This is a genomic window from Legionella lytica (genome assembly GCF_023921225.1).
GTDB lineage: Bacteria > Pseudomonadota > Gammaproteobacteria > Legionellales > Legionellaceae > Legionella > Legionella lytica.
The window spans coordinates 3,118,366-3,131,126 of sequence record NZ_CP071527.1; the positions used below are offsets into that span (position 1 = coordinate 3,118,366).

The window sequence follows — 12,761 nt, forward strand, 5'->3', positions numbered from 1 at the left end:
TATTTTTTTAACTTCCCGTTCTCATAACTTTCTGCATCGCTCCGTGATACTCTATGCTTAAGGCCCTAACCATACTGGACTTACCTTGCTCTTATTTTTCCATATAATGGTTTCTGTAAAAGGTAGCTATTTCACCGCCGCTAAATTTTTTAACTGAAACATACCCAGAGAACTGGACACAGATAGCTCAAATTTCTCTTTTTTTTCTGCATCCGCTTGAAAAATGGTTATTTCTTTATCCTTATTAGTCTTTTGCTGAATTTTTCCAAAAATTTGAAAAGCCTCACGCCCCTTCCCTTTAAAAGAATATTGACTTAACGATGCCCCATCATTCCAAAAGCCATAAGCTTCATACATTCTTGTGCTACAACCAGTTGATTGGCTAATAATTAATGCATCCGATTGCCCCGGATTCCCTCGAAAAACAAAGGGGCGCGCACGTTTACTGCTCATATCAGTAGGCGAATACGTTCTTAAAACTCTAGTGCGTGAAGGAAAAAATGAATCTGCTTTTACATCATAGAGATAAAAATAATAATCTCCTGTTTTGATAGTCCCTTTGAGTTTCTCTGCTGTTCTGCATGCAATAGAGTTATGTTGCTCGATTCGTTCATTTTCAGCATAAAGATATGCTATAAATAGCTTGCCATCCTTCCTACGCAAAGAGGCCTTAAGGGGCGAATTCATAATCTGTTTTTTTAACATTGGGTTAACTTTAAACGTCTCATCATCAGGATTTCCCTGTCCATTTTTACACAGAGAAGGCGAAACAGCTTTATCCGATTGAACAAACAGCTCGTGACGCTCCTTGTCTCTCCATCCAACATTAATTCTTAAATTATCCTCTTCACTGACTAAAGCATAAGGAAAAAATGAGTTTGCTTTTAAGATCGCCATATAAATTTTTTTATAATAAATCTCCGAAACAGGGGCTCGAGGATCCGGACAATATTTAAGCCTGGCATAAAAAGTAGGACATGTTCCGTCAAGTGAATAACTTACTTTATACAATGAAATACCATATTTTTTAAAAACTGCCAAAACAGGATGACTCCACTGCTCATAACGCTCTACCACAATTTTTTCTGCTGAGCCGTATGTTGTAAAATGAACAGAAAAAAGTAATATATAAAAAAATATCTTAATCTTATAATTAACCATGCTTTTTTCTCGCACGTTCAATAGCTGCTCTCATCGTAGAACCTTTTGAAACATTAGCCAAATCCTGCACATAATTAGGATTTGTTGCATATGTGGCGTTAAGTAAAGCTTTAGCTTCTTTTAAAAAATTTCCTCTAGTCCCCTCTTGGAACACTGCTGAATATCGTTTATTCTCTTTTAAAAACTGAACTCGATCTTTTACACCCTCCTCAATATTATCATAGGCTCTGAACCTATCATATACGATTTCCCATTTACCCTTACGAAACTCTCGCGTTTTAACTGGCTCTGTTTTCGCTCCATGCCATCCGTGATCTGCCTTTATATTGTACATATTATTGCTACCTGGAATCACGCCCCCCCATCCTGTCTCTAGGGCTGCTTGCGCTAACATTAACTCTAAAGATAAGCCTGTTTCTTCAGATACAGCTAAGGCGAATGGATATAAATCGACAATATATTGTATCTTATCTTCTCTTCCATAAAGCTTGGAGCGCTTTTTTCATTAACATTTTAGGTATTTCTTTTTTCTTAATATTACTGCCTTCTTTGGAGATTTCAACTTGACTATTATCCTTAGCAGGCTCCCTATTTTTTGCCTAAGCGCTGCTTTCATCGCTCTCTTTATTACCCACATATTTAACTTGTTGAATCATAGAGTTGCCAGAATCTTTTTGTGCACTCTCTTTTTCGCTTGATTCCATAGGCTGCTGTCCCCATAGACCTGCAAGGCTATTGACTCCAGGCTGTCGCCTGATTTTAAAGTGGATTTTCTAAAATTAAACGCAAAAAGCAAGGGGCCCCCATAGGATTACGGGGCCCAGATTACCCAAATAGCAGTTCAATTATCTACTTGTTTTATTTCTCTTGGTTTATCTGATAATGTAAACTTATATTGAACTATTCCCTTCTCAAGCACAGTATAACCATGGAGATTTGGAGAAATAACATGATTGCCCTCTTTTTTACTAAGATAAATTCTTCCTGAAAAAATATCGAGCAATTCATCATCAACGAAATTATATCGTTCTAAATGTGATTCATCTTCTGAAAGACCATATGCCTCATACTGATTACCAACACTACATGCAACAAGTTGACTCAGAAATATTATATCTTTTTTATTTTTTCCCGTACTAGACCATAAAAAGAAATTGGCTCCCTCCATATTCATAACTGCTCTACGGAAATCAGGAAAAACATGTTTTCTGATGGGTAAAAACTTTTTAGTTTGTAGATCATATAAATAAAGATAAAAATGCCCGATCTTAACTATAGTTTCATATTCATCTCCATTAAGACAATGGGTTTGTTTCCAATTCTCACTATGCCCATCTTCAGCATAAAGGTAAGCTTTAAATTTTTTACCATTATGCCCTTTTATTAATAAATTAAATTGGGAATCTTTAATTTTTGTTTGAAGATCAGGGGATATAATAAAACTATTTTGCATTGAGAAACTATCTGCATAGCAATTGGCTACTATAAAAAAAATGCTCGCAACAAAACCAATTGCTATTTTTTTATACATTATCATGTATTCACTCCACTTAACGATACTCAGGTACTATATATTTAGGGTGATAAGAACTATCAATCTGACTCAATCTATTTATTTGCTTATGAATTAGTGTCGCTTGTGCGTTTGCCAATTTATATCTGTTGCATATTACTTTGCCCTGGACTCATAGGATTCCAACGCATAGCATATAAAGTATTTTGTGTTTTATCCGGCCGATTTATCCATTGTTTTGCAATGATTGCGGCTCCAAGCCCCAAAAATTATTATGCTCTTTAGCAAGGTCAGATTTCCCCTTATCAGACTCATGTAAAGCATGAGCTACAAGGTACAGAGCATTAACATTATTATCTTTCGCATCTAATTTATTTATTCTTATTACAATGAATTAAAAGACGTATTTTCTAAAATTGACACAAAAAGTTCCTTTGAGAGCCCTAGGATGGTTATCCATTATGGCTAGAAATCCAGACCCCGCCCACATAGGGTAGCTCTAGATTTTTTGCGATTTAATTTCAAGTTTATTGTACCTATTCCTTAAAAGTTGATAATTGTTTTTAGGATCTTTTATATATGCATGTATATCAGCAATAGTTAAATCAATAAACCCATAAAGACGACTATACACATCCTCGTTAAAAATATATTTGTCTTTGTACCGGATAAATACCAAAGGATAAGTATACTTAAGACTTGATAGATGATTACAGGAACCAATAACACTCACATCTCTGACACCATCCCCATTCATATCATAGAACGATATTGCATTAATACGACAAATGCCTAGCCATAACAAATCAGAAGGTTTAGGAAATTCAATAATATGGTGGGGACTACTCAATTTATAATACCCGTACCACATGGCCTCATCTTCAAAATTATCATCATGGTTTTCTTCCGCATAATTTAATTGAGCTTTATCTACATAAAATGCAAAAAAACATGCTTTATCTTTATCAATCAAAAATGGATATACTGAATTTTTAACTACTTTATAGCCATCAATTGTTGTTGAACAATCGCCTTTATTTGCAAAAGAAGGCCATGGTTGCAATAAAATAAACACCGCCAGAATAAAATTTTTCATATTCCCCTCTATCTTGCTAACGTATTTTTATGCTTAAGAAGAGAATAATAAACTCCAGGGGCAGCAATATATGCCCGTATATCGGATATATTTAATCCCACAAATCCAAACAAATTACTATACACTTTTTCATCCAAAACATAGCTATTCCCTTGGCGAATAAACACAAAAGGATAGGTATAATTAATTGCATTTCGTTTATTACAAGAGCCAATAACTGTTATATCTGCTTTACCATCACCATCCATATCGTAAAAAGAAACGGCACTGATATCACAAACAGCTCCCCATAACTTATCTAACGGCCTAGGATATTCATAGATTTTTGAGGGATTTTTTATTTTATAATATCCATACCATATAGCATTATCATCCATTCTTGACTCACCGACCACATCAGGCTTAGTCGTATAAAATGCAAAAAAACATGCTTTATCTTTATCAAAAGAAAATGGATATAAAGAATTACTTACTAAGTTATATCCTTCAACTCTTGTCGTGCATGTGCCTGAAAAAACCATAAGTGGGTATATAAGAAAAAAATATAAAAAAAATCTCATCATATCTTGCTCATTTTATTTATTGTCAAACAACTGAAAATATTTATTATATGCAACAGCTCGTCTATTTATGTTTGATAATCCTGCATTAATAGAATATACCGCTGCTCTAAAATATTTATCCTGAACAGTAGCCTCCGATGAAATAAAGATTTTCCCACTCAACTGATCAACTTTTTCACTTAATCCCCTTGTCCCCCAATAATCTATAGCCATCTTCACGCTATTTGATGGCGTTAGTATTAAATCGGGATTACTCACTAAATCCTTCCCACCAAATTTGAAATAATTCTCTTTTCCTGTAAGGTGAAACAATCCTCGCCCTAGAAAACGATATCCATCACCCGATGCGTCGTTACCATTTCCGAGCATATTAGCATAAATAACATTCGCAAACCGTTCCCCTGTTGCATTTAGCATATAAGATACAGAACACATATAATGGCCATTATGAAAGATGGCATTCTAATGTCGAGAGTCGCCAACAAGCTTATAAAAGGGAATTAAAATATGTAATTCCGCATATAACTCAAGAAATGATAAAAGGAAATAAATAATGTATGAGAGTTTTAAATTTATAATTTTTATTATTATTTTAATAAATATTAGCTTTATTCGGCGTGGTAAATCATAGTAATAATTTGAGTAAAATGTCATGTTGTCAGCTAATGCATGCCCTCATAGAGGAAAGTTCATTCGGTGACACCTTTAAAAAGCTAAATTTGGCATTAGCCTTTGAACGGGACAATGAACAGTATGTTGGAATTAAAATTGCAGAAAAAATGGAAAATGATAGGTATGGAGTTTATGGAAACTACGATCTAGATTTAGTAAATGCGACATTAAAGCATATTGACCGAGATCCTCCAATATCAATAAAAATTAATAAAAAATATATTCCTTTTGTTGCTGTTAAATGTACTCGCGAAGAAAATGAATATATCAATACCTTTAAGCGCTCCTACGCTCCACAGATCAAAAACAACGCTACCTAAGTCATATTTTAAGAATAAATGAGTATATCCACCATATGGTGCTACTACAGAATCAAATCTTCTTCTGAAGGGATTTATGTTGTTTTTATTAAATTCTTCCTGCTTATTATAAGAATTTATTAATTCAAGAAGCTCTAATTTTGAAATTTCTGATTCTGAAACGAAAATATGGGGAAAGTCTTCCATCTCATTGAGGGTTTTCATAACCCTTGATTGATGGGGAAAATTTAATGGGTCAGATATTTCTAATATTGTATTAAGCGAATATACCAATACATGTTTTTTTTCTAAAAAAAATTCTTTTATCTTTAGTCGATTTATAACCGAATATTTTTCAAATAAGCGAATCAAGTCATGCGTATCTAAAAATATTCGCATTGTAACTCCTGATAGGAACAACTTTATCTAGTAATAAAACATGTTATCTTGCAACATCAACCGCCTATAGTTTAATTTTAGCATTTTTAATGTACTTGGTTCCTTATTGTGTTGTTTGGAGTATATGAAATTTGGATAAAATGCCTCTTACGAACATAGTTTCTTTTTAGTAACGCTAAAAAAACAATTATAGATACCCCCCTACTTTTGAAAGGTCAAGCGTGGCTTTTAGTTCACTTTGCCCTCCAGGGCTACAGAAGATAACCGGTTCGCTTAAATTTTGAAATGCCTGGTAATGATTGAGAGTAATAATGTGGCTTTGGAATTACAATCCATTGATTATTTTTGAACGTTACATTAACCTAAAAAAATTTTATGTACTTGATTCCCAATACAATCCCCAGTTGCTTCATGACTTATCTGGCCTTGAAGATAGTGGCAGAGACATATCTTTTGAGAAATGCACCCTCGATTAATATTTAAGTGAATTCGACTACCAAAAAACAAAGGCTATTACAGGCCTTAAATCGCAGCATTATATTATGCCTTTATTCTGATATGCCTAATCTATGACAAGTCTACCAAAAATCACTTCCGAAACTGGATTGGTCATATTTCATCTAAACGATCTGTAGCCGAACTTCATTCAACGATGAGCCAGCAGAAAAGTTAAAAGTTAGATTTGCCTATTTAATTCTGACTTGGCAATTCTTGATACGTATACCCCTATTTGAATAATATTTTTATATTGGAGTGTGTCCCAATCCATACTATCGGTACAAAATATTATAAAAGTTTTGGCAGCCATCAGTAAAACATTGGCATCTTTATCTTGTCTCAATACATTAGCCAGATTAATAAGATGATTTTTTAGATAGTGCTCATGCGATTCTTTATCCATGTCTTTGCTATTGATTTCATCTATAAGAACTGTAATTTGATTTAATCCTTTAAAATCTAGTATTAAATATTGCTCGTGGCATAGATATTTCTTTGAAACCGTATTGATTAATATTTCCAGTCAAAAATAACTGCTTTTCCCCACCAACCATACCTGAACTAAAACGAAGTTGTGGAGCAATTTTTCCTTCAAATATTAAACTGTTTTTGGGAATATAAACTTCTCCCAACTTTGTAGCTGAATTATTAGGTAGTGCTAATTTTGTTATGCGTTCTGTTTGGTTGGGTAATACAGTTTCACTAAGATATCTACCAACCAAAGTAGCACTGGAGTCATCAAAAGTTCTATAACCAATTCGAGATCCTTGAGTTTTAACAATTCTAAAAGTTGCATGTTCAAAAGAGTTTATAATTTCATTTCTGGCTTCTCGAGGCAGTCCAGCTTCTTGCAATAATTTTCTTGCTTCCTTAATATGACTGGCAGCAAGACTTCTTTCAGCGTTATTTGAAATCGTTTTAATACCTATTGAACCAGCCTTTCCTAGCCATTTAAATGCAGTGGATATTGATTTGCCTCCTGGCAACAATCCTACTGCGGGAGAAGCTGTGCTCATAGGTGTCCCAGTGAGAAAATCTTTACCAGACCACATCTGCTCTGCAGCTTTTAATTGTCCCACAATAGGAATAAAATCCAAAGCAATAGAGCCTGCTATTTTTAAATAATCAGACGTGGTTAGTGATGTGCCTGTCTCCGAAGCAGGTGAGCCTGAACCCCAAATTACTAACGCTTTTGGACCGTATCTTAGAATTTCATCGCCATAATTTTCCCAGCCGCTTCTCTAAGCTGGGTTTGTTGAGCTTTATCATAAAAACCATCTGGGATGGGAGAATAGTTATTATCCTCTACCGGAATAGCACAATATTCACCATTGTACCCTTCTGAAGAGTGCTCAGTAACATTGCGCTCCTCTTCAACCAATTGCGGTGACTCCCGATAGTCATTAAGCTTTTGTTTGGTTTCTTGATAATCACTTAACAAACCATCGATAGATAATTCATTCATAGTCTCATTATACTCATCCAGATAATGAGGCGATACCATACCGGACACCACAGCGTTTCCTATCACACTACCTAAATTATCTCCTAAAACTTGCAGTGCATCAAAATGAGTGCCTGTAGTGAGTGATTGAGCGCCTACTCCTGCCAGGGTTTGTAGCTCTGCGCGCAGCAGGCCGGTATGTATATCTAGGGTTTCGAGCTTGTTGCCGAATTCTTTTCCAGCTTTTGAACCCATTACGCCTCCGGTTAGGGTGGCTACTCCTAATTCAGTCCAGTCGAAGTGTTGATGGCGTCTTAAGCTCCATACCAGCGCTCGTTAAAAATACCTAAAACCATGCCTTTCATCAACATATTAAAACTATCATTTCAATTACCATTGATATCCGGAAGTCTTCCTATATTAACATATACATTGTTTTCTTTTGTGCATGTTTGGCTAATATATGGAATGTATTTCGTATTAATTTTAATAGGTTTTGGAGTTTCACCATCTATATTATTTAGAGTTTTATTTACTAAATCAAGTTCAAGATTCCCCCGTACAGCCATCCTATTTTCTTCAATTTTCTGAACTAATGTGAGCATCATATATTTATCGTTAGTACGCTCAAAAGAAAAAGACAGATCTAACTTTTCCATAGTCACACCATACGAGCTACCAAAAACAAGAGAAACCATTAAGTCATAACAACTCATTTTAGAGAGTTCTTCTGTTTTGTTGATTTCTGCAGAATATAAATAATTATTTGTAAATAATAAAGCAACAAAACAAAGTAATTTAATGTAGTGAAACACTATTTATGCCCCCTTTTGAAATTCATTTGTCATAGACCAACGCACGCCTTTCAATTCATTACGATAAACCTGCTTATTACTAGCAATACTAGAGTGCCAGCGTGCGTAATCCCCATTATATTGGTTTTTTATCTTATACGCTAAATGCATCATACCGGCCTCTACAGATGGAAATATTATATAGGGGGTTAAGCCTTTTTTTTGTGCATTCCCTCCTTTTTTAGATGCACCAATCCCATCATGAAGATCTGTTGTTCCAATTGGAGTATATTCTGGATGTTTTGTGAAAAACTCCTTAGACCATCCATAATAAGGAGCTTTAGCACCTTTAACTGCCTCCATTCCTGCAGCACCAGTAAGAATATATTGTCCGGAGTTAAAATGCTTTGTCTCATATCGATACATTTTTTCTACAATCTTAGACATTTCAAAACCATATTCATCGAAAACTTTTCGCAATCCATTTTTTGCATCTTCAACGCCAAAGTTTTTCGGAGCAAGCTTGCTCTTTTCCAACTGAGAAGAACCTTGAAGCAGTGCTCCTTTTTTTAAATCTAATGGCATTGCTTCATTCGTAAATAAACCACTTCCATTAAAGAGTGGAGAATCATTATAAATTACATGGCCGACATATCCCGAAAGCACAGAACCAGAAAGGTACGTATCCCTATCATGAGGGGTAAGAGAAATATCTATAGCAAGATTAATTCCTTCATCCATATGATTCACAAGATGGTTGTTAAAATTTTGCTTGGATTGCTCAAAATCATCTAAAAGGCCATCAATCTCAAGTCCTTTGATATTCTCTTTAGCGAGATCTTGGCCCCTAGTCTCTAATCCAGGCCAAGCAAAACGCCCCACTACGGCATTTCCAATTGTACTGCCTAAATTATCTCCTAAAACTTGTAGTGCATCAAAATGAGTGCCTGTAGTGAGTGATTGAGCGCCTGCTCCTGTCAGAGTTTGTAGCTCTGCGCGCAGCATGCCAGTGTGGTTATCCAGAGTTTCGAGTTTTTTGCCGAATTCTTTTCCAGCTTCTGAACCCATTAAGCCTCCGGTTAGGGTGGCTACTCCTAATTCAGTCCAGTCGAAGTGTTGATGGCGTCTTATGGTGGTGTTAAATGCCTGGCTTGCTGCGTTTTGCTCCATCATTTCAAAAGCGCTGGCGGTATTAAAGTACTTATAGTTGTAGTTATTCAACTTATTGGAAAGGTTTTTAAAGATACCTATATTTTTTAAGCCATAACCTATGCCTGCAGTAGCCGCGGTGGCTAAACCGGATATCAAGGCCCCGCCAAAATCGACACCACTTTGCATGCCCATAAGATTGGCTGCAGTTTGGCCGGCTAAGCTGCCAACGAAGCCTGCCGCAAGGCCTACGCCAAGCACAGAGCCAATACCCGCAGCCCCCGCGGTGCCTGTAATGGTGCCACCTAATGCGGATAATCCTGCTGAAAAGATAGAACCCGTAACCCCCATGCCAATGGCGAGCGCGCCTGCGGTTAACACGGTTGCTACCGTAGCCACAACCGCAACAAGGAGCTTGCCCCAAAAATTCCCATGCTTGGGTTTCGGTGGTTTTGGCGTTGGCGTTGCGGCGTTCGCACTGGTGTTGCCAAGCATTTTATTCGCATCTAAGATACGATGCGTTGCGTGGGTGTGATGTTGCCCTGCGGCGGCAGGGGGAATGGTTAGGCGTTGACCTATGTAGAGCTTGCTATCTCCTCCGGCAATCGCGTTACGGTCGCTGATGCCATTGGCATCAGCGATTAGATACCATAGGCTGCTGTCCCCATAGACCTGCAAGGCTATTGACTCCAGGCTGTCGCCTGATTTTAAAGTGGATTTTCTAAAATTAAACGAAAAAAGTAAGGCTTGCCCCATAGGCATTAGACCCCTTGGGTCTACTTCGAATTACAAATTTATTTATTATTTACCGAATCAGCATAAGACAATAAAAGCGCGTTATATAAACTTTCAGGGGTCATTACCGAAGAAAAGCGAATGCCATCAAGTTCATATTTATTTATTATTTTAGAATCATTAATTACCCAACTTTTTCCAATCCACGGAGCAGCTAAAGTAAAACTATTATTTGCTACGGTACAAACAAAAACATTTCTTTCTTCATCAAAATATTGAAGTAAGCCAAAAACTAAATGGCGTTTTAAAGGATCAAATTTATTATTAATTGGTTTTATTAACTTCTTGTTCAGCCAATTTATGCTTTTCGGCTGAGCTTCAACAATACATGTTTCGTAAGAACTAATACACTTTTTCAATATTTTAATTTTTTCATATATATCATTATCTAATAAGTCCGGGTCCTCTGATATGCTTTCAGGAATAGCATATTCTACAATTTTATCAAACCCTACAAATTGACACGGTTTCAATGAATTTCCATGCAATATGGTAGTTAAAAATAATCCACTTAAACTCCAATAAAGCCTTATCATTTTTCCCAAAGATCTTGTTATTTTTTTACTATTACACATATCTAGAGCCACTATAGTTTCTATTATCAGATTAAGCGCCATGATTTTTTAGTTGAAATTATGTAACGCCCATATATAATCCCCACCTTCAAAAACTATATGGAAAAAAATTAGCTGGAGTCCATCTTTGGTAAAGGAAAGGATTAGATAAATTTACCATATAATCCAACTCCGAAAGAAATAATTAACGGATCTTTATTAATCACAGTGCGCTCAAATTTGATAAATTTATTACTTATAGAAGAGCCAATGTACCATATAAATTATATCCATGATGCGTTCAAAAATTAGGACTTTATTAAGTGAATAGTGCTCAAAAAGTTATTGGAATAATTGAATTAGGTGGAACTATTAGCAGTATTAGTGAAGATTCTACATCAGAATTTTATAAAGGGCCGAACAGCTCTATTTCTTCTTTTATTCAAGAACTTAAATTAGACGCTCATATTAAAATCATAGTAGGACAGTTCGAACAAAGAATCAGTCATGAAATGACTATTGAGGGGCTCATAAAGTTAGCCCAAAAGCTCCAATCCCTTCTTGATTCAAGTGATTTTGATGGCATTATAATAACAACTGGCACAAACGCTTTAGAGGATATAGCTTATTTTATTGGGCTAGTAGTAAAATCAACAAAGCCGATTATTTTTACCGGTGCCCATTATCCACAAAATAATCTTGCCTTTGATGGAAAGAGAAATTTATATAATGCCATCAATATAGCTAGTTCCGACAAAGCAATGAAATTAGGTGTTTTAGTAACATTTAATGACCATGTAATTACTGCTCGAGATGCTGTAAAAAATACACCAGGATTAAATAGTAATTTTGCACATGAAGGAATAGGAGTGATAGGACACGTCATTGGTGGCAAATTTATTTTGAAATCAATTCCAATGTACAAACATACCTATCAAAGTGAATTTTCCATATTAGGGCTAAGCAATTTACCAAAAGTCTCAATTATTTATGCTCATTTAGGTATGGATGACTCATTGATTAAGGCTTCTATTACATCAGGAGTATCCGGCATAGTCAGCGCTGGATTTGGTAAAGGCTATCAACCGACGAATATATCGCAAACACTAGCAAAAGCGGTGCAATTAAATATTCCTATTGTAAGATGCGCACGTTTTGGATTTAGCTATACAAGTATTGATCAGGCCTATGATGAAAAATATGGCTTCATTGTAGCAAAAGGCTTATCACCCCATAAATCAAGCCTTCTGCTATCTATCGCTTTACATAAGACTAATGAGATTAGTCGCCTACAACAAATATTTGAGGAATATTAATCTTATGGTAGAAAGGATTTCAAAGAATATCAGTCTGTACGCCCAAAAATTAAGAAGAATACTCAAAAAGTATAGGCTGGAAAAAAGTAAGTATAGATACAGCCTACTTGATGTTGTCTCACGAAGTAATAAAATTGAATTACATGTAATTATATTTGGAATTAAAAAACAAATTTTGAAACTTACACCCGAAGAAATACTTTATGATGATGAACTATTATCTGAGTTTTCTCCATATGATGTACGAGCCATTACATACCTATCATTTCAAAAATATATTAAACAAGAATATTCTTTAATAATAGAAAAACAATACTTAAATCAGGGGGAAACAATATTTAGCATAAAAAACACGCAAACCAATGCCTCACTTAATATCAGTGCAAAAAAACTATACCAAGATTATGATTCTCTAGTGAGTCTAAGTAAAAAAGATATGATTACCGTTATTTCTACTGCAGTGCAAGAACAAACGTTTTTAGACATAGAAAAAATAGGAATGTTATGA

Annotated in this window: 16 protein-coding genes; 2 read left to right on the forward strand and 14 right to left on the reverse strand. The window is 35.3% G+C overall.

Going from position 1 to position 12,761, the window contains the following annotated elements; genetic code table 11:
- Window positions 1–126: 126 nt before the first annotated feature.
- The 14 genes from J2N86_RS13695 to J2N86_RS13755 all read right to left on the reverse strand — a co-directional run bounded on the left by J2N86_RS13695 (window position 127) and on the right by J2N86_RS13755 (window position 10,970).
- Complete coding sequence (locus J2N86_RS13695) at window positions 127–1,161, reverse strand: hypothetical protein (protein WP_252580032.1); 1,035 nt, start codon at window positions 1,159–1,161, stop codon at window positions 127–129.
- On the reverse strand, window positions 1,154–1,555 hold the full coding sequence (locus J2N86_RS13700; protein WP_252580033.1) for a glycoside hydrolase family 73 protein: 402 nt from the start codon (window positions 1,553–1,555) through the stop codon (window positions 1,154–1,156). The genes J2N86_RS13695 and J2N86_RS13700 overlap by 8 nt, the downstream gene beginning before the upstream one ends.
- 447 nt (window positions 1,556–2,002) lie before the next feature.
- A complete protein-coding gene (locus tag J2N86_RS13705) occupies window positions 2,003–2,698 on the reverse strand; it encodes a hypothetical protein (RefSeq protein ID WP_252580034.1) in 696 nt (231 codons plus the stop codon).
- 202 nt (window positions 2,699–2,900) lie between these two features.
- Complete coding sequence (locus tag J2N86_RS16265; protein WP_407658995.1) at window positions 2,901–3,065, reverse strand: glucosaminidase domain-containing protein; 165 nt, start codon at window positions 3,063–3,065, stop codon at window positions 2,901–2,903.
- A gap of 108 nt (window positions 3,066–3,173) precedes the next feature.
- Complete coding sequence (locus J2N86_RS13710) at window positions 3,174–3,770, reverse strand: hypothetical protein (protein WP_252580035.1); 597 nt, start codon at window positions 3,768–3,770, stop codon at window positions 3,174–3,176.
- Window positions 3,771–3,778: 8 nt separating this feature from the next.
- On the reverse strand, window positions 3,779–4,333 hold the full coding sequence (locus J2N86_RS13715; RefSeq protein WP_252580036.1) for a hypothetical protein: 555 nt from the start codon (window positions 4,331–4,333) through the stop codon (window positions 3,779–3,781).
- 12 nt (window positions 4,334–4,345) lie between these two features.
- A complete protein-coding gene (locus J2N86_RS13720) occupies window positions 4,346–4,750 on the reverse strand; it encodes a hypothetical protein (protein WP_252580037.1) in 405 nt (134 codons plus the stop codon).
- A 452-nt stretch (window positions 4,751–5,202) separates the two neighbouring features.
- A complete protein-coding gene (locus J2N86_RS13725) occupies window positions 5,203–5,703 on the reverse strand; it encodes a hypothetical protein (RefSeq protein WP_252580038.1) in 501 nt (166 codons plus the stop codon).
- Between the two features lie 676 nt (window positions 5,704–6,379).
- Window positions 6,380–6,604 (reverse strand): hypothetical protein, encoded by a 225-nt coding sequence (locus J2N86_RS13730; RefSeq protein ID WP_252580039.1) that lies wholly within the window; start codon window positions 6,602–6,604, stop codon window positions 6,380–6,382.
- A 49-nt stretch (window positions 6,605–6,653) separates the two neighbouring features.
- Complete coding sequence (locus J2N86_RS13735; protein WP_252580040.1) at window positions 6,654–7,298, reverse strand: hypothetical protein; 645 nt, start codon at window positions 7,296–7,298, stop codon at window positions 6,654–6,656.
- Window positions 7,299–7,405: 107 nt separating this feature from the next.
- Window positions 7,406–7,900, reverse strand: a complete 495-nt coding sequence (locus J2N86_RS13740) for a hypothetical protein (RefSeq protein WP_252580041.1) — start codon at window positions 7,898–7,900, stop codon at window positions 7,406–7,408.
- 131 nt (window positions 7,901–8,031) lie between these two features.
- Window positions 8,032–8,460: a hypothetical protein gene (locus J2N86_RS13745; protein WP_252580042.1), complete on the reverse strand. Its 429-nt coding sequence runs from the start codon at window positions 8,458–8,460 to the stop codon at window positions 8,032–8,034.
- A gap of 3 nt (window positions 8,461–8,463) precedes the next feature.
- Complete coding sequence (locus J2N86_RS13750; RefSeq protein WP_252580043.1) at window positions 8,464–10,350, reverse strand: LysM peptidoglycan-binding domain-containing protein; 1,887 nt, start codon at window positions 10,348–10,350, stop codon at window positions 8,464–8,466.
- A gap of 32 nt (window positions 10,351–10,382) precedes the next feature.
- Window positions 10,383–10,970, reverse strand: coding sequence for a hypothetical protein (locus J2N86_RS13755; protein ID WP_252580044.1), 588 nt, complete (start codon window positions 10,968–10,970; stop codon window positions 10,383–10,385).
- A gap of 290 nt (window positions 10,971–11,260) precedes the next feature.
- Between J2N86_RS13755 and J2N86_RS13760 the strand changes: the two genes are divergently transcribed.
- Complete coding sequence (locus J2N86_RS13760) at window positions 11,261–12,253, forward strand: asparaginase (protein WP_252580046.1); 993 nt, start codon at window positions 11,261–11,263, stop codon at window positions 12,251–12,253.
- 4 nt (window positions 12,254–12,257) lie between these two features.
- Window positions 12,258–12,761 carry a hypothetical protein gene (locus tag J2N86_RS13765; protein ID WP_252580047.1) on the forward strand — a complete coding sequence of 168 codons (504 nt, stop codon included), beginning with the start codon at window positions 12,258–12,260 and terminating at the stop codon, window positions 12,759–12,761.

Coding starts and splice junctions, on each gene's coding strand:
- J2N86_RS13695 (WP_252580032.1), bottom strand. CDS start 1,161: ATGGTTAATTATAAGATTAAGATATTTTTTTATATATTACTTTTTTCT.
- J2N86_RS13700 (WP_252580033.1), bottom strand. CDS start 1,555: ATGTTAGCGCAAGCAGCCCTAGAGACAGGATGGGGGGGCGTGATTCCA.
- J2N86_RS13705 (WP_252580034.1), bottom strand. CDS start 2,698: ATGATAATGTATAAAAAAATAGCAATTGGTTTTGTTGCGAGCATTTTT.
- J2N86_RS13710 (WP_252580035.1), bottom strand. CDS start 3,770: ATGAAAAATTTTATTCTGGCGGTGTTTATTTTATTGCAACCATGGCCT.
- J2N86_RS13715 (WP_252580036.1), bottom strand. CDS start 4,333: ATGATGAGATTTTTTTTATATTTTTTTCTTATATACCCACTTATGGTT.
- J2N86_RS13720 (WP_252580037.1), bottom strand. CDS start 4,750: ATGCTAAATGCAACAGGGGAACGGTTTGCGAATGTTATTTATGCTAAT.
- J2N86_RS13725 (WP_252580038.1), bottom strand. CDS start 5,703: ATGCGAATATTTTTAGATACGCATGACTTGATTCGCTTATTTGAAAAA.
- J2N86_RS13730 (WP_252580039.1), bottom strand. CDS start 6,604: ATGGATAAAGAATCGCATGAGCACTATCTAAAAAATCATCTTATTAAT.
- J2N86_RS13740 (WP_252580041.1), bottom strand. CDS start 7,900: ATGGGTTCAAAAGCTGGAAAAGAATTCGGCAACAAGCTCGAAACCCTA.
- J2N86_RS13750 (WP_252580043.1), bottom strand. CDS start 10,350: ATGCCTATGGGGCAAGCCTTACTTTTTTCGTTTAATTTTAGAAAATCC.
- J2N86_RS13765 (WP_252580047.1), top strand. CDS start 12,258: ATGGTAGAAAGGATTTCAAAGAATATCAGTCTGTACGCCCAAAAATTA.